This window comes from Salinispirillum sp. LH 10-3-1 (assembly GCF_030643825.1).
Classification (GTDB): Bacteria; Pseudomonadota; Gammaproteobacteria; order Pseudomonadales; family Natronospirillaceae; genus Salinispirillum.
The window spans coordinates 1518989-1538145 of sequence record NZ_CP101717.1 but is presented as its reverse complement, the minus strand read 5'-3'; the positions used below and the strand labels follow the sequence as shown (position 1 = coordinate 1538145).

General features: G+C 53.3%; 18 protein-coding genes. 7 read left to right on the top strand and 11 right to left on the bottom strand.

All coding sequences use genetic code 11. The features are described from left to right. Position 1: 1 nt before the first annotated feature. From NFC81_RS06785 to NFC81_RS06775, 3 genes are all read right to left on the bottom strand, one after another. The gene (locus NFC81_RS06785; RefSeq protein ID WP_304996772.1) at positions 2–814 is read right to left on the bottom strand and encodes a purine-nucleoside phosphorylase; all 813 of its coding nucleotides are present in this window, start codon (positions 812–814) and stop codon (positions 2–4) included. A 38-nt stretch (positions 815–852) separates the two neighbouring features. After that, positions 853–1278, bottom strand: coding sequence for a cytidine deaminase (gene cdd / locus NFC81_RS06780; RefSeq protein WP_304996771.1), 426 nt, complete (start codon positions 1276–1278; stop codon positions 853–855). 193 nt (positions 1279–1471) lie between these two features. Then, positions 1472–1918: a TerB family tellurite resistance protein gene (locus NFC81_RS06775; RefSeq protein ID WP_304996770.1), complete on the bottom strand. Its 447-nt coding sequence runs from the start codon at positions 1916–1918 to the stop codon at positions 1472–1474. 70 nt (positions 1919–1988) lie between these two features. Here NFC81_RS06775 and NFC81_RS06770 point away from each other — a divergent pair, with 70 nt between their 5' ends. From NFC81_RS06770 to NFC81_RS06745, 6 genes are all read left to right on the top strand, one after another. Then, on the top strand, positions 1989–2411 hold the full coding sequence (locus NFC81_RS06770; protein ID WP_304996769.1) for a DUF2721 domain-containing protein: 423 nt from the start codon (positions 1989–1991) through the stop codon (positions 2409–2411). Positions 2412–2668: 257 nt separating this feature from the next. Beyond that, positions 2669–3253 carry an ANTAR domain-containing protein gene (locus tag NFC81_RS06765; protein WP_304996768.1) on the top strand — a complete coding sequence of 195 codons (585 nt, stop codon included), beginning with the start codon at positions 2669–2671 and terminating at the stop codon, positions 3251–3253. Positions 3254–3263: 10 nt separating this feature from the next. After that, positions 3264–4337, top strand: coding sequence for a CmpA/NrtA family ABC transporter substrate-binding protein (locus NFC81_RS06760; RefSeq protein ID WP_304996767.1), 1074 nt, complete (start codon positions 3264–3266; stop codon positions 4335–4337). 356 nt (positions 4338–4693) lie between these two features. Further along, positions 4694–6061 carry a CmpA/NrtA family ABC transporter substrate-binding protein gene (locus NFC81_RS06755; protein WP_304996766.1) on the top strand — a complete coding sequence of 456 codons (1368 nt, stop codon included), beginning with the start codon at positions 4694–4696 and terminating at the stop codon, positions 6059–6061. 83 nt (positions 6062–6144) lie between these two features. Further along, positions 6145–7131, top strand: a complete 987-nt coding sequence (locus tag NFC81_RS06750; RefSeq protein WP_304996765.1) for an ABC transporter permease — start codon at positions 6145–6147, stop codon at positions 7129–7131. An 87-nt stretch (positions 7132–7218) separates the two neighbouring features. Then, positions 7219–8061: an ABC transporter ATP-binding protein gene (locus NFC81_RS06745; RefSeq protein ID WP_304996764.1), complete on the top strand. Its 843-nt coding sequence runs from the start codon at positions 7219–7221 to the stop codon at positions 8059–8061. Between the two features lie 74 nt (positions 8062–8135). Here NFC81_RS06745 and NFC81_RS06740 read toward each other — a convergent pair whose 3' ends face one another. Next, positions 8136–9251 carry a 1-acyl-sn-glycerol-3-phosphate acyltransferase gene (locus NFC81_RS06740; RefSeq protein WP_304996763.1) on the bottom strand — a complete coding sequence of 372 codons (1116 nt, stop codon included), beginning with the start codon at positions 9249–9251 and terminating at the stop codon, positions 8136–8138. Positions 9252–9352: 101 nt separating this feature from the next. Beyond that, entirely contained in the window at positions 9353–10255 is a 903-nt protein-coding gene (locus NFC81_RS06735; protein ID WP_304996762.1) for a LysR substrate-binding domain-containing protein, read from the bottom strand. A gap of 117 nt (positions 10256–10372) precedes the next feature. Between NFC81_RS06735 and NFC81_RS06730 the strand changes: the two genes are divergently transcribed. Next, positions 10373–10573, top strand: a complete 201-nt coding sequence (locus NFC81_RS06730) for a DUF1127 domain-containing protein (protein ID WP_304996761.1) — start codon at positions 10373–10375, stop codon at positions 10571–10573. Between the two features lie 155 nt (positions 10574–10728). Here NFC81_RS06730 and NFC81_RS06725 read toward each other — a convergent pair whose 3' ends face one another. The 6 genes from NFC81_RS06725 to NFC81_RS06700 all read right to left on the bottom strand — a co-directional run bounded on the left by NFC81_RS06725 (position 10729) and on the right by NFC81_RS06700 (position 19029). Continuing rightward, positions 10729–11496, bottom strand: coding sequence for an amino acid ABC transporter ATP-binding protein (locus tag NFC81_RS06725; protein WP_304996760.1), 768 nt, complete (start codon positions 11494–11496; stop codon positions 10729–10731). Between the two features lie 14 nt (positions 11497–11510). Continuing rightward, entirely contained in the window at positions 11511–12608 is a 1098-nt protein-coding gene (locus tag NFC81_RS06720) for an amino acid ABC transporter permease (RefSeq protein ID WP_304996759.1), read from the bottom strand. A 1-nt stretch (position 12609) separates the two neighbouring features. Then, a complete protein-coding gene (locus NFC81_RS06715) occupies positions 12610–13791 on the bottom strand; it encodes an amino acid ABC transporter permease (protein ID WP_304996758.1) in 1182 nt (393 codons plus the stop codon). A gap of 119 nt (positions 13792–13910) precedes the next feature. Next, the gene (locus NFC81_RS06710; RefSeq protein ID WP_304996757.1) at positions 13911–14924 is read right to left on the bottom strand and encodes a transporter substrate-binding domain-containing protein; all 1014 of its coding nucleotides are present in this window, start codon (positions 14922–14924) and stop codon (positions 13911–13913) included. A 459-nt stretch (positions 14925–15383) separates the two neighbouring features. Continuing rightward, positions 15384–17966: a TRAP transporter permease gene (locus tag NFC81_RS06705; protein WP_304996756.1), complete on the bottom strand. Its 2583-nt coding sequence runs from the start codon at positions 17964–17966 to the stop codon at positions 15384–15386. Between the two features lie 88 nt (positions 17967–18054). Continuing rightward, positions 18055–19029 carry a TAXI family TRAP transporter solute-binding subunit gene (locus NFC81_RS06700; RefSeq protein WP_304996755.1) on the bottom strand — a complete coding sequence of 325 codons (975 nt, stop codon included), beginning with the start codon at positions 19027–19029 and terminating at the stop codon, positions 18055–18057. Positions 19030–19157: the final 128 nt, after the last annotated feature.

Below are 19157 nucleotides of genomic sequence, written 5' to 3'. Positions count from 1 at the left end.
CTTATTGCGCCTCCAGCCAACGGACGATCAGTCGGCTCATTTTCTCAGCGGCTTTCGCCCCTTCTCGCAGGGTTTCTTCGTGGCTGAGTACATTCCCGGTCATGCCGGCGCACAGATTGGTGATCGACGACACCGCCACCACTTCCATACCGCAGTGGCGCGCGATGATGGTTTCAGGCACCGTGCTCATGCCTACGGCGTCAGCGCCCCATTGGCGATACAGACGAATTTCAGCCGGTGTTTCGAAGCTTGGCCCAATGGTCCATAGATAGGTACCGCTGAACAATTCTATACCCAGTTCACCGGCCGCGGTTTGCATCACCACGCCTTGATGCTTACTGTACGCTTCGGTCAAATCAGGGAAACGTGGCCCAATCTCTTCATCGTTGCCACCGACCAACGGGTTAACGCCAGAAAAATTGATATGGTCGTCAATCAACATCAGACTGCCAGGCCCCATGGCTTCATGGATACTGCCTGCGGCATTGGTCAACACCAACAACTCACAGCCGATCAGGCGCAAAGCGCGAATAGGGATTTGCAACGCTGCTGGCTCATGGCCTTCATAGAGGTGAAACCGCCCCTGCATACAGGCCACAAATTGCCCGCCCAGCTGGCCAAACACCAGTTGGCCTTTGTGACCATGTACGGTAGACACCGGAAAGCCGGGGATGTCGGCGTAAGGCACGACAATGGCGTCTTGAATGTCATCCGCCAACGCACCCAGACCACTGCCCAGAGTAATACCGATGCGCGGCACGCGCCCGTCCAGTCGATCTCGCAAATACGCGGCAGCACGATGATACGCTTTCATAGCTTCACCTTAATTTTCATTGTTATTCCTAATCTATTTTAGCGGCTTTCCAGATGCCCGGGGCCAAATGAATGCGGTAATAAGTCATCCAACGTCAGAGTGGCGCGAATGGCCTCAGTGTTGCAGATGTGAATGGGTGTGTGCGGTGCAGCAAACTCACGAATTTTCTGACGACAGCCACCACAGGGGGTCACCATTTCATCGCCCTCGCCCATGACATAGATTTCTGCAATATCACGTTCTCCAGCCAACACCATGGCCGCTATTGCTCCGGCTTCTGCACAGGTACCCTCTGGGTAAGCTGCATTCTCCACATTACAGCCGGAGTACATTCGTCCTGAGGTACTGACCACGACTGCACCGACGGAAAAATTAGAATACGGCACATAGGCCTGTTGCATAGCGGCTCGTGCCACGTCCAACGGGCCAGTCAGCTGCTTCACAATGGCAGGTTTCTGTTTCATAACACCTCAAGAGCCAATAACGTTGGGATGATCATTATTTAGGTAAAGACTCCCAAAAGTTGATCACACGGTCAACATAAATATTTTTCAGCGGAGCACACAGCACTCTTCGACCCTGTAAGGCCACGTAGGGCGGGTGCTTGCACCCGCCAATTGACGGCGCGGGTATAAATACCCGCCCCACCGGCCAGCCTCACAGACCAAGCCGCGTACGAGCTTCCTGCTTCGCCATCATAAAGTCACTGTGCGGCACGTAGAGCAGATCGGCCACCTTCCGCACCATATAGTCTTCATATCGATCCACATGTCCATCGGCGAATCCTAGCAACCAAAAATCCACCATCAACTCAAATTTCTCGATGGCCCCAAAAGAGTCATTGATAACACGTGTGTATTGATAAAGGTCCAGAGTTTGCTCTTGCTCAGCTAACGCTTCCACCATCAGCTTTTCAACATCGGCTTCTGACAAGTTCAGTGACTCACGAAAAAGCTTACGCAACATGGCATCCTCTTCTGGCTCAATCCGGTGATCCGCCATGGTCACTTCCACCATCAACACAGCCGCGGCCAAGTCTACACGGGGGGCGCTGGAGGGGGATTCGGTTTCTGCTTTAAACCACTCAAACAATTTACTCAGCATATTCTGTCTCGTTGTTAAGGTCATTTGACGTTAGTATATCAATGGTTATTAAGAGACGCGGCGCAAACACATGGAATTTAGTCTAACCACTCCCGCTTTACTGTTTCCTGCAATTTCTCTGTTGATGTTGGCGTACACCAATCGGTTCATTGTGATCTCGCAGTTGATCCGCAACCTGTATCAACAACACCAACAGACACCCAGTCGGTTTATGCGCTTGCAAATCGAGCATCTGCGCACCCGTGTGCGTCTAATTCGTGCAATGCAGGCATGGGGTGCCATTGCTTTTATTTTGTGCACCGTCAGCATGCTGCTCAATCTGCTGGAGTTCGATCCTGCGGCCATCTACTGTTTTGGTGGCAGCTTGGTCGCCTTACTGATTTCACTGTTTATCAGCCTGTTTGAGATTGTTATCTCGGGTTACGCCATACGCATTCAGTTGCAAGGGCTAGACCGACCGCGTGGCGAGGTGAAGGGTTTCGACGAAGCCTAACCCGCAGAAAGCTACCATGAAGGGCGGGTATTCATACCCGCATAGAAAAATTTGCCATAGTAACAGTATCCCGTGCAGAGCTTCGGCCAGAGGGCTGGCCTCCTACGACCTTCACGCACCAAAGTGATACCGAAAAAAATCCTTAACGCCTCATTGCAGGGCTTTTATCATGGAAAACTCACCCGTACTGCCCTAAAAGCAGGCACTGAAATTGCAACTTCACAAAAGAGCACCTACACCCTTTTTGTGAGCCCGCGATGTCAGACACCCCACTGCGCGTACTACTTGTGGACAACGAGCCTGGCCGAGCTGCCATCTTAGAACAAGCGCTCGCAGACGCCGGTCACCATACCGTCAAGCGCATCGACTGCCACACCAGCCTCAATGATACCGTTGCTCACTGGCAGCCCGACATGATCATCATCGACGTCGACGCGCCCGACCGTGACGTGCTGGAACAGATGTCTCAGTTGTCCGTGCACAACCCTCGCCCCGTGGTCATGTACTCCGACCAAGATGACTCCAGCTTTATTGAGCAGGCCATTCGTTCTGGTGTCAGTGCCTACGTGGCGAATGGCATGCGCCCCGAGCGCATTAAATCAACACTTGCCGTGGCTGTCGCACGCTTTCGCGAATTCCAAGCACTCCGCCAAGAACTCGATATTGCCCGCAACGAATTGGCGGATCGCAAAATCATTGAGAAAGCCAAAGGCTTGATCATGAAGCATCGCCAAGTGGATGAACGCCAAGCCTACGACGCGCTGCGCAAAATGGCCATGGACCGCAGTGTCCGCCTGGCCGACGTAGCCCGCAACGTCATTTCCGTCTTCGAGATATTGTAGGAGTAAGCACATGTCATCTACGGAATCCCCACTGAAGCTAGGCTTTATGCCACTTCTCGACGCCGCGCCATTAATAGTCGCGCAAGAACTGGGCCTCTACAAAGCAGAAGGCCTGAACGTCAGCCTCGTACGCGAGTCATCCTGGGCGACCATTCGTGACAAGGTGGCTTTTGGCATTTTAGATGGCGCGCACATGCTCGCCCCCATCCCCTTTGCCAGCACACTGGGTCTGGGCTCCGTGCGTAAGCCGATGCTGACCGCTCTCAGTTTGGGGTTGAATGGCAATGCCATGACGGTCAGCAAAGCCTTATCATCGGACTTAACCCAGCAGAGCAGCGCGCTCCCTCAGCCGACCACACCCGCCGAGTGGGCGCAACGACTCAGCGCGCTGACGCGAGACAGCGCCACGCGGGCGCGCCCACTGACGCTGGCCATTGTGCACCCCCATTCCATGCATCATTTCTTACTCCGTACGTGGCTGAAATCGGGCGGAGTAAATCCGGAGCAAGACCTTAACATCGTCGTCGTACCTCCGCCGATGATGGTCTCGGCATTAGAGCAAGGCGATATCGACGGCTTCTGTGTCGGCGAGCCGTACAATGCGATAGCACAACGCAAGGGGCTCGGAGACATCCTGCTGACGGGCCATGATATCTGGCCGAACGCACCGGAAAAAGTATTCGGTGTTACGCAACAGTGGGCCACAGCGCATGAGGAGATGCACCACCAACTGATACGCGCCCTGATACGCGCTTGCCAGTGGCTCGACCGCCCCGAAAATCGCAACGACATCAGCGGCATGCTCTGCCAGCCCGACTACCTCGGCTTAGACCGCGACGTCCTGCAAGCGGCTGTTCAGCAAATGTCTGCCCCTCAAGGCACCGCACTGCCCGCCACGCACAAACATTTTTTTCAGCACGATGCCACGGTGCCATGGCCTGCACACGGCCATTGGATAACCCAGCAACTGCAAGAGCTGAGTGCAGCGGCCTTGGACTTACCACCAACACTGGTTGCCGACGTGTACCGTACCGACCTGTATCGCCGCGCCGCAGAATCGTTAAATATCCCGTGCCCAACGTAGGAGCGCAGCCCTCTGCGCGAAAGTTCGGCCAGAGGGCCACCCACCTTCCACCAACCCTCGACTGCACAGGCACGGTGCCTAAACGCCCTGAACTGGTGCTTATCTCACACAACACTCGGCACTGCATTGGCCCGCCGAAAGCACAGACAGGCTCGCAACTCATTGAAATACCTGACTTTCTCCACTCATGCTCCAGTGTGGCACGGCACCTGCATTATTTCCTATGAATAGAATACGAATGGCCAACGAAGGCCACACAATTTGATCAAGGCAATGGCGCCAAATGGTCACTCTTAACAGAGTGGTGGTTTGGCGCTTTTTTTATGCACGGCGCTTTTTCATACACGGAGAATCCGATGAGTAAACTGACGACCCTAAGCGTTTCTCTAGGCCTCGCTGCTGGCTTGGCGACATCCGTTGCCATCGCCCAAACAGGCTGGCCAGAGAAAGAAGACCTCAAATTCGGCTTCATAAAGCTGACCGACATGGTACCCCTTGCCATTGCCTATGAACGTGGGTACTTCGAAGACGAAGGCCTTTTCGTAGAACTGGAAGCCCAAGCCAACTGGCGCGTGCTGTTGGAACGTGTCATCACCGGCGACCTCGATGGCGCTCACATGCTGGCCGGTCAGCCCCTGGGCGCAACCATCGGTTTTGGCACTGAAGCACACGTAGTGACCGCATTCACCATGGACCTCAATGGCAATGCTTGTACCATGTCTAACGATGTCTGGGCCAGCATGAAACCGCATCTCGAACTGGTGGACGGTAAGCCGGTTCACCCGAATTCCGCCGAAGCGCTGCTGCCAGTGATTGAAGAATTTCGTGATCGCGGTGAGAACTTCAATCTCGGCATGGTGTTCCCGGTGTCGACCCACAACTACGAACTGCGCTACTGGCTTGCCTCTGCTGGGATTCATCCCGGGTACTACGCACCCAACCGCGGTGACATTGCCGGACAAATCGACGCCGACGTCCTGATCTCCGTTACCCCACCGCCACAAATGCCTGCCACGCTGGAGTCCGGCACCATCAATGGTTATTGCGTGGGTGAACCGTGGAACCAGCAAGCGGTGTTTCGTGGCATCGGCGTGCCGGTCGTGACCGACTACGACATTCGTAACAACGTCGCGGAGAAAGTCTTCGGCGTCAGCAACGAATGGGCCGAACAAAACCCCAACACCCACATCCGCGTCGTTAAGGCGCTGATTCGCGCTGGCTACTGGCTGGACGCCGATAATAACGCCAACCGCCCTGAAGCCGCGCGCATCATCTCACAGCCTTATTATGTCGGTGCCGACTATGAGGTCATCGCCAACAGCATGACCGGCATCTTCGAGTTTGAGAAAGGTGATGTGCGTGACGCACCCGACTTCAACGTGTTCTTCCGCTACAACGCCACCTACCCCTTCTACGGCGATGCAGTTTGGTACCTCACGCAAATGCGCCGTTGGGGTCAAATTCCGGAACAAAAGCCTGACGAATGGTACATGGACATTGCCCGCAAGGTGTTCCTACCAGAAGTCTACGAACAGGCCGCCCAGGAATTGATCTCCGAAGGCAAGCTACCAGCATCAGCCTTCCCGGACTTCACCACCCTCAATGGCGGCATTCGTCCGATCGAACACACCACCTTCATTGATGGCGTGCCTTTCGATGCCAGCAGCCCCAATGCCTATCTGGAGCAATTCAGCATCGGCCTGAAAGGCAACGAAACACCCTAGACCTGAGTGATAAGGGCTGCAGTAAATAGCCGCAGCCCTTTTTCAGCAACAAGCAACAATGTAAGAACAGAGGAATAGACACCATGAACGCCACACTGACCTGGCTGAAACAATTTAACGCGCTTGAGTGGTCACGCGCTCAATGGGGGGATCTCGCCCAGCGTCTACTCTTCCCAGCACTTGGCTTAGTGGCCTTCCTAGCCCTCTGGCATATCGGCGCGCAACAAATCAATACCTCACTGGGTACGTTTCCCGGCCCCATTGAAGTCTCCGAGCAATGGTCCAACCTGGTCGGCGAGCATCGTACCGAACGCCAACGCCGTACAGACTTCTACGAGCGCCAAGAACAGCGCAATGCGGCCCTGCTGGCGCAGAACCCGGACGCCGAAGTGCGCTGGCGCGACTTCAGTGGCCGCCCTACATTCTTCGACCAGACCATCACCAGCCTGTGGACGGTGCTCAGCGGCTTTGGCCTAGCCACATTGATCGCCATACCATTAGGCATTGTGGTTGGCTTGAGCCAAACGCTCTATCGCACCTTCAACCCCTTAATTCAGTTATTTAAACCGGTATCGCCGCTGGCATGGCTGCCGCTCGTCACCCTGGTGGTCAGTGCCCTGTACGTTAGTAACGACCCCATGTTTTCGCGCTCGTTCCTGATCTCCATGATCACCGTCACCCTATGCTCGCTGTGGCCTACCCTGATCAATACCGCCGTCGGCGTTTCCAGCATTGATCGTGACTTATTAAACGTCAGCCGCGTTCTGCGTCTCGGTTGGTTCACCCACGTACGAAAAATCGTCATCCCCTCGGCCATTCCCGCCATGTTCACAGGCTTGCGCTTGTCGCTGGGGATCGCCTGGATGGTATTGATCGCCGCTGAAATGCTGGCGCAGAACCCAGGGCTGGGCAAATTCGTCTGGGACGAATTCCAAAACGGCTCATCCAATTCCTTAGGGCGCATCTGCGTTGCGGTACTGATGATCGGCTTCATCGGCTACATGCTTGATCGCATCATGCTGCTCTTACAAACCAAATTGAACTGGGACAAATCAGCCGAGATTCGCTGATCACCGAACCCGTAGGAGCGCAGCCCCCTGCGCGAACATTTTGGCCAGAGGGCTGGACTCATCCGCCAAAATATAGAGGAACACACCATGAACACGACACACCTCGAACTCACCAACGTGGGCATTGAATTCCCCACCCCCAAAGGCCCTTTCTGTGCACTCAAAAACGTCAACCTGAAGGTCGGCAAAGGCGAGTTTGTTTCACTGATAGGCCACTCAGGCTGTGGCAAATCAACCGTGCTGAACATCGTCGCCGGCCTGTACCAAGCCACCCAAGGTGGTGCACTGCTGAACGGGAAAGAAGTGAACGAGCCTGGCCCAGAGCGCGCCGTGGTGTTTCAAAACCACTCACTGCTGCCTTGGATGACGACGTATCAAAATGTTGAACTGGCGGTAAAGCGCGTATTCGGGCGCACCAGAACCCGCGCCGAGATGCGCGCCTGGATTGAGCACAACCTCGAACTCGTGCAGATGACACACGCCATGCACAAACGACCGTCGGAGATTTCTGGCGGTATGAAGCAGCGCGTCGGCATCGCTCGCGCGCTGGCGATGGAGCCACAAGTGCTGCTGATGGATGAGCCCTTCGGTGCCTTGGACGCCTTAACCCGCGCCCACCTACAAGACTCCCTGATGGAGATTCAAGCCGAATTGGGTAATACCGTCATCATGATCACACACGATGTCGACGAAGCCGTACTGCTTTCAGACCGCATTGTTATGATGACCAACGGCCCGGCCGCCACCATCGGCGAAATACTCGATATTGATCTATCGCGTCCACGCAATCGTTTGGAACTGGCAGACAACCCCACCTACAACCATTATCGGTCAGCGGTGTTGCGATTCTTGTATGAGAAGCAGAAGAAGGTCGAGCCGATCAAGGCAAAAGCAGCGCCAAAGCCCGTCGCTCAAACGGCCGTCGCGTAGGAGCGCAGCCCTCTGCGCGAATCGGCCAGAGGGCTGGCCTCCTACCGGGTAAGCTTCGATTAAGGGCTCGCCTCCTACGATGCGTTCTGCTGAGATTCTACCGCATTCGCATACTGGGCCAGCAAATACGGGCGCACGTCATTCGGCAGCGCCTTCACCCGCTCCCGTAGCTTTTCGGGCACCCAATGTGGGCCTTCATCGTCCGGACACTCATTCAACCAGCGGTGAGCGGTTTCATTCGTTTCAAACAAACGATACTTGCGGTGGATCTGCGCATCGATAGCCACCGCCACTTCCGCATCATTCTGATAGTCCCCGTCCAACACATCACCAAAAGCCAGGTGTACTCGCCCTTTCCAGCCGCTGATACCTTGCGCAATGCTGCGCACATCTTCATTCCGCGCCTTACGGTAGCCACCCTTCTCAAGTTGGTAATAACGCTCGCGCGCCTTCATCACATCGCACGGATCGTATTCATAGGAAATGGCGACCGGCACAATGTTCAGTTCTTTCACATAGTCCGCGTAGGTACGGTCTTTCGGCTTGCTCAAGGAGAACATGCCAATCACCGCCGAGTTTGTTTTGTCCACGCCGTCTTTTGCCCGACCCTCGCGCTGCGCGATCCAGATATTCGCCTGTTCCTGCACAATGGAATGATGGATGTAAGCCGACAGCTTTTTCGCCGCCATCAACTTCTCGCGCCGACCCGCCACCGAACGCTGCACAATGAAGCTCTTGTTCAGGCGCATCAAGTCTGACACGAAGGGCTTACTCAGTAGATTGTCACCAATGGCAATGCGGATGGTCTTGAAACCGTTTTGATACAGTGCCCAGTTTACGAACGCCGGGTCCATCACGATGTCCCGGTGGTTACTGACAAACAGATAAGGCTTGTTCGGGTCTAGCTTGTCTAAGCCGGACACCGTGTATTCAGCGGACGAGCGACGAATAATTCGCCCCAAATAGCCTTCCAGCCGCCGCTGAAAGCCGTCCACGGTCTTTACGCCTAAGAACTGAATGCGCAGAGCAACACCAATCAAAGGCGACAGCAACCAGCTCCAGCGCTGCTTGAGACGCGGTATCAGCATGGCGATCATCGCCATCCGCAATTCTTTGTCAGCGACCACACGGCGTAATACCGCCGGTACTTCTGCATCGTTGTAAGGACGGATATCGTCAAACTCGCTCATCATCATCCCGTAAAAAAATTCAGCCGCTCTTTATAGCGGAAACTCATGAAAAGCGCTAGGGCGCGCCGGAGGCATAACCCGAGAGCCCATGCCTTTAGCCACTACAACCGATACCACGGCATCTTCTGTATGCCCTGTGTAATCCACTCACTGAAGGCCACCACCTTCGGCCACTTAAAATGATGCTCCGGCGCCACCAACAAATACCCGTAACGCGACTGGAACGTCGACTTGATCGGCATAATCAACTGCCCCTTCTCCAATGCATCACTGCAGATACTGCGCCGCACCAAGGCCACACCCTGCCCCGCCAGCGCCATCTCCGTCAAAGCCCAAGTATCCGACACGTGCAATCGCCGCCTATAATCCGACGGCTCTTGGTCATGCGAAATCAAAAACTGGTTCCAGTGATAATCCATCGGATCTTGATCCGCCAACAAGTATTGCCTCTTCAACCAACTCCACACATCTTCTTCACCTTGGTACAGCAGCGGATGGCATACCGGAAAGATGGTGTCATAGCTCAACCAATGCGTATGCAAGCCGACGAAATCATCAATACCGTAACGTATCCCCATGTCATTCTTACCGTCGTTATTGAACGGCTGATCGCGGTCCATATCGATTTGCAGATAAATGTCCGGATGCTGCTCTTGGAACTGTGGCACACGCGGCAACAGCCAAGCACTGGCAAAAGACGGCAACACTGAGAGGTGCAAAACGTTCGGCGAGGGGTCACCGCTCAGGCGCTGTAAGCCTTCTGCCAAACTGTCAAAGCCCTTTTGAACGTAAGGCAATAATTGCTTACCCGTAGCATTTATTTCAATTTGACGATGGCCTCTGTCAAACAACTGAAAACCCAGCCACTCTTCCAGCTGTCGGATTTGCTGACTCACCGCAGCCTGCGTAATATGTAGGTCTTCCGCCGCAGCCTTAAAACTCCCCGTTTGGCTGACTACCCAGAAGCACCGCAGCGTATGCAGAGGGGGAAACTTCACTTTCACATAAGCACCACTTAAGTATCGAAAAAAAACAATCGTTTGTGAGCATAAGGGATTATGGTGAAAATATACACACCTAAAGAAACCCTGTTAGTCAACATCCCGGTAAGGAGAAATACCATGACTGCACAAGCTCAAACGATGATCCAGATCCCTGAATACCCACAAGGCCGTCAGGCAGTAAAAAGCCTCAAGCGCATGTGGAGCCGTCACCAGCAGCGTCGCGCGCTGATGAACATGCCTGATTACCTGTTGCGTGACATCGGTATGACTAAGTATGACGTAATGAAGGAAGTGCGTAAGCCGTTCTGGAAAATCTAATCTTACTGAAAAAATTCGCACAACCGCCAACGACAAAGACAATAAAAACCGGGCGTTTGGCTGAAGCCATCGATGGATTGAATGGCAGGTCAGACAGATAGTACAAATAGAAAAGCCACTCATTGAGTGGCTTTTTTTATGGGTATGTCCCGAGATTAATGACCCAGTATCTGGCTCAAAAACAACTTGGTACGCTCGTGCTGCGGATTGTTGAAGAACTCATGCGGTTCATTCTCTTCCACCACCTCTCCGGCATCCATAAAGATAACCCGGTCGGCAACTTTCTTCGCGAAGCCCATCTCGTGCGTTACACACAGCATGGTCATGCCTTCGTTCGCCAATTCCACCATTACGTCCAGTACTTCCTTGATCATTTCTGGATCAAGTGCCGACGTCGGCTCATCAAACAGCATAACGCGAGGATTCATGCACAGACTCCGTGCAATCGCCACACGCTGCTGCTGACCACCGGAAAGCTGCCCTGGGTATTTATCGGCCTGCTCAGGAATTTTTACCCGAGTCAGATACTTCATAGCGATTTCCTCGGCTTCCTTCTTCGGTATCTTACGTACCCACATAGGAGCCAAAGTACAGTTCTGCAGCACCGTCAAATGAGGAAACAAATTGAAGTGCTGAAATACCATACCGACTTCACGACGGATCACACCAATGTTCTTCAAATCGTCCGTTAACGGCACGCCGTCGACAATGATGTCACCTTCTTGATGCTCTTCCAGACGATTGATACAACGGATCATCGTAGACTTACCTGAACCAGACGGCCCGCAGATAACGATCCGCTCACCGCGCTTCACATTCAAGTTAATATTCTTGAGCACATGAAACTGGCCGTACCACTTGTTCATGTTTTTCAGCGATATGACGATTTCGTTCTCACCGCTGTCGTTTATATTTGTAGTCATTATTCGTTACTCCACTAATTCTTATGGCCAGTGTTGAGGCGTCGCTCAAGATACTGACTGTAGCGCGACATACTGAAACAGAATATCCAGAACATCAGGGCCGCAAAGACATAACCTTCCGTCGGAAAGCCTAACCAAGCCGGGTCTGCCAAGGCTTGACGCACCATGGCCAACAAGTCACCTAATCCGATAATCAACACCAATGTGGTGTCTTTAAACAAGGATATTAACGTATTTACCAAGCCGGGGATCATGATCTTCAACGCTTGGGGCAACACGATCAAATTGGTTTTTTGCCAATACGATAACCCCAGTGCATCGGCCGCCTCATACTGTCCCTTCGGAATAGCCTGCAGGCCACCACGTACCACTTCTGCGATGTAAGCGGCCTGGAACAACGTGATACCTATTAAGGCTCGCAACAAGCGGTCTACCGAAACACCACCCGAGAAGAACAACGGCAGCATAACCGAGGCCATAAACAGCACAGTGATCAAGGGCACACCGCGCCAGAACTCGATAAAAATCGTACTGACAAAGCGCACAATCGGCATATCACTACGCCGGCCCAGTGCTAATACGATACCGATCGGCAAGGCCGCCACAATACCCACGATGGCCAATACCAGCGTCAGCATCAGACCACCCCAGCGAGAGGTCGGTACGCGCTCCAAGCCGAACGAATTACCGTACAACATGAAGTACGCGAAGACCGGGAAGATGGTCAATGACGCAATGATGACCCATTTTTTATAGGGCAGTCGCGGTACCGTCATCCAGATCATCAAGGCTGCCAACACGGCAAACACTGTATTAGGGCGCCACAACAGTTCGGACGGATAGAACCCATAGATAAAGGTTTTCATCCGCACACTGATAAAGACCCAGCAGGCCCCACCACTGGTGCAGTCAGCACGGGTGCTGCCTTTCCAATCGGCGTTCCAAATAGCCCAACTAAATACAGAGCTGACAAGCTGCCAAGCAACCCAGATCGCAAACAGCGACACTATGGAGTTGGGAATACTGGAAAACAGGTTCTTACGTAACCAGCCCACTAAGCCCGCTTCAGAGATAGGAGCCGGACGCGAAGGCGTTGGAGTAAATTGTGTCATCTTATCTCTCCACCAGAGCGACGCGTTTATTGAACCAGTTCATAAAGGCAGATACCGATAGACTGATGGTGAGGTAAACCAGCATGGTCATTGCCACAATCTCAATAGCCTGCCCCGTCTGATTCAGCGTTGTACCCATAAACACCGCCACCAAATCGGGATACCCGATGGCCACCGCGAGAGAGGAGTTTTTCGCCAAGTTCAGGTATTGGCTGGTCATCGGCGGAATCATAACGCGCATTGCCTGTGGCAGAACCACAAGGTTAAGACGTTGCTTTTCCGTCAAGCCCAGAGCCCGACAGGCTTCCGTCTGACCATGTGCCACCGCCTGAATACCCGAGCGCACAATTTCCGCAATATAGGTACTGGTGTAGATCGTCAAGGCGAACCACAACGCCATCAGTTCAGGAATAATCCGCATGCCGCCAGCAAAGCTGAAGCCCCGCAACACGGGATACTCAAACGACAAGGGACGGCCGGTGATGAAATAACCTATAACGATGGTACCCAGCATCACACCGATGGTAGTTGGCAGTACAGGGAACTGTTCACCGGTCGCAATAAAGCGCTTCTTCGCCCAACGAGCCAGTACGATCAGGCCAATCACTGCGGCGACGATCAGGCCGACGTAGATGGCAAATGTAGGTTCTGGAATAGGCTTAGGTGAATAGAAACCGCGGATACTGAGGAAGAAGCTCTCGCCACCAAAGTTAATGGCGTTACGAGGGCCAGGTAACGTCTGCAAAACCGCGTAATACCAAAAGAATATCTGCAAGAGCAGTGGGATGTTACGAAAGGTTTCAATGTAGACGGCACAGAGTTTACGCAGAAGCCAGTTGGGTGAAAGACGACTGATGCCCAGAAACAACCCGAGGAAAGTAGCCGACACGATGCCCATGGCCGATACCAATAAGGTGTTGAGCAACCCCACAACGAAAGTCCGACCAAAGGTATAGGTTTCGTTGTATTCAACCAGAGTTTGCGCGATGGCAAAGCCCGCTGGCTGATTCAAGAACCGGAAGCCAGTCGAGATACCGCGTGCTTCCAAGTTATTTAATACGTTTCCTGTAATGGTATACAGAAACCAGAAGAGACCACCAACCACGAGAGCCTGATAAAACAGGTTGCGGTAAGTGGGATTATACAACCACGCCGCGCGGCGCGTTTTAGATTGATCGTTCATGGTAGGCTGAAATGCTCCCTTTGCACACTGGACACTGCATCACGATTGATGCGTGCAAACAGCAAAGCCGGGAGCGTGGCACTTGTGCTCCCGGCTTTTAAGGTCTCGGTCAGAGATGGTTAGCGAACTGGCATACCATACTGCAAGCCACCGTCAACCCACAGCGCGTTAATACCGCGATCGATCTGCAGTGGTGAACCCATACCTACTGTGCGCTCAAACATTTCGCCGTAGTTACCTACTTGCTTAACAATGTTGTATGCCCAGTTAGCGTCCAGATTCAAGTGCGCACCCATTTCATTGGAGTTCAACAAACGCACCACTTCAGGGTTGTTTGAAGTACGCATTTCATCCACGTTGGCCATGGTGATGCCCATTTCCTCAGCGTTCAGCTGCGCGTAATGAACCCACTTAACCACGTTGAACCAGTTGTCGTCGCCCTGACGAACAACAGGACCCAGAGGCTCTTTAGAGATAACTTCTGGCAGTACCATAGCACCAGCAGGGTTACTCAGCTGCAAACGCAGACCGTACAGACCCGATTGGTCAGTGGTCAGAACGTCACAACGACCGGCTTCAAAACCAGAGATGGTCTGCTCGGACGTATCGTACAGTACTGGCTCATAACTCATACCGTTGAAACGGAAGTAGTCAGCCAAGTTCAGCTCGGTAGTTGTACCCGACTGGATACATACCGCTGCACCGTCAAGCTCCAGAGCGCTAGAAACACCCAAATCGGTGCTCACCAAGAAGCCTTGACCGTCGTAGTAGTTCACACCGGTGAAGTTCAGACCCAGAGACGCGTCACGCGTCAGTGTCCAAGTAGTGTTACGTACCAAAACGTCGATTTCACCAGACTGCAAAGCGGTGAAACGCTCAACCGCAGTCAAGGGTACAAAGCTAACAGAGTTTGCATTGCCCAATACCGCAGCAGCGATTGCACGGCAACCGTCAGCGTCCAGACCTTGCCAGTTACCAGCAGAGTCGGTGCTGGAGAAACCTGGCAGACCAGTACTCACGCCGCAGTTCAATGAGCCACGATTTTTGACTTGTTCCAGAGTTTGAGCCTGTGCGCCCATTGATAGTGTAGCGACGGCAGCAACACCGCCGATCAACGTTGCAAGTTTCTTCATGTCATATCTCCCATGACTTATTATAGTTGTTACGCAACAAGGAATTTCTTGCGTACGATCTCTCTTAGGCAAGTACCGGGCCAATTATTCTTGTTGGTGGCCTGACTGCCCATTCGAAGCAGAGATTTAGCAAGTACATCGTTTCTAGATGAATGATGTATCTCAAGACTAGCTCATAATGTCACCGAGACAAATCTTTTTCGACCAAAGTCGGAGCCATTTAAGTGCATGAATGTTTACAAAGCACTACGATGGCGCACACCACTGCCCAACGCGCGCTAGCAGCGTTGACAGAAACAATCTAACGGGTATTGATTTTTAGCACCAATGCCATATTTAGATGGGTCATGCCAATTTGGCATAGGAAAAAGCACTCCCGCAGAAATCAAAGCGGGCACAAAATGAAAAAGCCGTGGACACGGAGTATCCACGGCCTTATGACATCGCTCACGTTAAACGCTAAGCGTGAGCAACCTCCAGCTTACGGCGCCGTAGCTGCGCCCCGGCGATGAGTCCCAACAACAGCAAAGCGGGCAACCACATGATCTCTTTCGGTGGTCGCTCTGTTTCTAACTCCAAATACTCTATGCGCCAGCCGAAGTCGAAACCCAAACGCTGAGCTTCCGAGCCGAACACGGCCGCATCAACCGCTACAAAGTCATCGGCCAGACGAGTCACCAGACCTTTGCTTTGCAACCGGGCCTGTCCATCCGCACCGGCCTCGCCCAACGGTAAAGCAATCACAGTAGAGACATCCCGACCGTCCATCGTCATGCCGGAGACACGCATGCGCAGGGTCGCATCATCGGGCATCTCTTCCACGACGTTGTACAACTCTGTTGCCGATACCTGCTCCAATGGCGGATGCACCATGTCCCACCAAAACCCTGGTCGGAACAGCGTAAAGGCCACCAGCAACATAGCCACAATTTCCCAAGCTTTCGAGCGCACCAGCCAAAAGCCTTGAGTCGCCGAAGCGAAGATCAACATAGCAGCCAACGCAGAGGCAATAACCCCCATAAGGTGCCAGAAGCCGGTCAGGTCGATCAGCAACAGATTGGTATTGAAGATAAACATGAACGGCAGCACCGCAGTGCGGATGTCGTAGGCAAAGCCTTGAATACCGGTCTTGATCGGATCGGCTCGCGCAACGGCCGCTGCCGCAAAGGCTGCCAAGCCCACCGGCGGTGTATCATCAGCCAATATCCCGAAGTAGAACACAAACAGGTGCACCGCGATCAAGGGCACTATTAAACCATTCTGCGCACCCAGGGCCACAATGACGGGTGCCATCAGGGTAGACACCACAATGTAGTTGGCCGTGGTCGGTAAACCGAGCCCAAGAATCAAACTGATCACTGCAGTGAACAACAGCATCAGCATCAGATTGCCGCCGGAAATCAGCTCAACGAAGTCGGTCATCACCAAGCCAATACCGGTCAGGGTCACAGTGCCTACGACGATACCGGCCGCCGCTGTGGCGACACCGATACCGATCATGTTGCGCGACCCCTTGATCAGACCTTCAAAGAGATCAATAAAGCCCTTCATCACCGCCTTGTTGATCTCTCCGCTCTTGCGGAAAAACGTCTGCAACGGGCGCTGGGTAATGACGATGAACATCATGAACATGGTAGCCCAAAAAACCGACAAACCGGGCGATCGGCGCTCAACGGCGAGGAACCAGATCAACAACACCACGGGTAAGAAGAAATACAAGCCCGACTTCACGGTCGGCCCGACTTCCGGTAGCTCCAACAGTTCTTTGTCGGGGTCATCCAGCACCAGTTCAGGGAAGCGGCAGGCGTACCATACCAAGCCGACATAAGATGCCAACAACAGTACCATAATCGTCGGCGTGGCAGCGGCACCGAATACCGTTCGAGTCCACCCTATACCGTAGTAGACAATCAAAGTCAGGATAGACAGCCCAATAAAAACCGTCAGAAAGCTGATCATCGACTGCAATGCCGTGGTCACCTTACGCCGTGGCAAGCCCATCATGCCTGCCTTACAGGCTTCAAGATGCACGATGTAAATCAACGCGGCATAAGAAATCAACGCGGGTAGCAGCGCGTGTGTAATGACTTCCAGGTAGGAAATACCAACGTACTCCACCATCAAGAAGGCCGCAGCCCCCATAATGGGCGGTGTCAGCTGCCCGTTGGTGGACGAAGCGACCTCAACAGCACCTGCCTTGGTGGCTGGAAAGCCGACGCGCTTCATCAGCGGGATCGTAAACGTACCCGTTGTCACCACGTTAGCGATGGACGAACCAGAGATAATACCGGTCATCCCCGAGGCGACAACGGCCGCCTTTGCGGGCCCGCCACGCATGTGGCCCAGCAGAGAGAAAGCCACCTGAATAAAGTAGTTGCCAGCCCCTGCACGGTCGAGCAAAGCACCGAAGAGCACAAACAAGAACACGAAGCTGGCCGACACGCCAATGGCAACACCGAACACCCCTTCTGTCGTCAGCCACTGGTGCGACAACAGGCGATTAACACTCGCACCACGGTGCGAAATCACCTCTGGAAAGTACGGACCAAAATAGGTGTAAATAAGAAACACCCCAGCCACCACCATCAAGGGTTTGCCCAGCACTCGGCGTGTGGCTTCGAGCAGCAAGACCAAGCCCATACCCGCGAATACCAAGTCGGCAGTTTCCGGAATACCTGGGCGCTGCGCTAACGCTTCGTAATTCACCACCAAGTAAAGCGAAGACGCCGACGCCATTAGGGCCAACAGAATATCAACAATAGGGATACGATCCCGGCGCGAACGTTTGAAGGCCGGAAACATCATAAAAGCGAGGAAAATGGCAAAGGCCAGGTGTATAGGCCGAGCAAGAGTGGTCGATAACAACGACCACGGTGAGGCATTCCATAATTGAAACAATGCCCAAGCGAGAGCCACTGTAATAATGACTGCGCCCGTTATACCACCAGGGTTGCGGGCCCCAGTTTCAGATTCCAAAAGATCGCGTAGCGCACCATCGTCTTGCGCTGCGTTAGCCTGAGACGGCTTATTATTATCGTTCATTTTTGTTCCACCAAAAAAGAACGGGCGTGCACTCACTGTGTGAGAACAACGCCCGCTCTATCATAGATCTAATGCATTATATGCACGCTTAGTCCATCAAGCCTACTTCACGATAATAGCGCTCCGCACCAGGGTGGAAAGGCGCTGACAAACCAGCACCAATCATGCCTTCACGGGTGAGACCGCTCAGTGCAGGGTGCAGGTTACGGAAGGCTTCCAAGTTCTCGAAGACACCTTTCACCAACTGATAGACAGCCTCATCTGAAGTGCTGGTTGAAGCCACCAAGGTCGCTGCAACACCAAAGGTTTCTACAGGCTCGGCGTTACCACGGTACATACCACCAGGCACAGTAGCGGGAGCGTAATACGGGAAGGTGTCCAACAGCTCTTGTACTGCAGGTCCTGTTACGCTGACCAAGTTACTGGAACAGGTGCTAGTGGCTTCTTGGATCGCGCCACTGGGGTGACCCACAACGTAGATGATCGCATCGACTTGGTTGTCACACATGGCACTCGCCATCTGGGCGGCGACCAAATCAGAAGTTTGTGAAAAAATGCTGGTTGTACGGTTTTGGATGCCCAGCAGAGCTTCCAATGTAGCACGCTGACCAGAGCCAGGGTTACCGATGTTTACGCGCTTACCTTCAAGGTCTGAAAAAGTACGTGCATTAGCGTCACTGCGCGCTACCACGGTAAAGGCTTCAGGGTGCAGTGCAAACACTGCGCGCAAGTCACCGTAGGCATTGTTTTCGAACTGTGCTTTACCCTCGATAGCGTTATATTGTACGTCACTCTGTACAACACCGAAGTCCAGTTCACCCGCACGAATCGTGTTCACGTTGAACACAGAACCACCGGTACTCTCAACTGAGCAGCGAATGCCATGATCGGCCCGATTCGCATTCACAAGGCGGCAGATTGCGCCACCAACGGGGTAATAAACACCGGTAACACCACCCGTACCAATGGTGATGAATTGATTAGCGGTAGCAGAACCTGCCATCGCGAGCGTCAGGCCTGCAGTGGCTGCGCCGACGGTCAGGGCTTTCTTAAGGTTAATCATGGTCGTCTCCGTGTACTCAGATTATAGTTATGGTTTTTAGGCACTCGCTTTTTACGAGCGCCGTTAAAGGATAATACCTGTGGCTCAGATGGCAAGCTCTGATGGTAACTTTTCGGTCCGCATGGCCA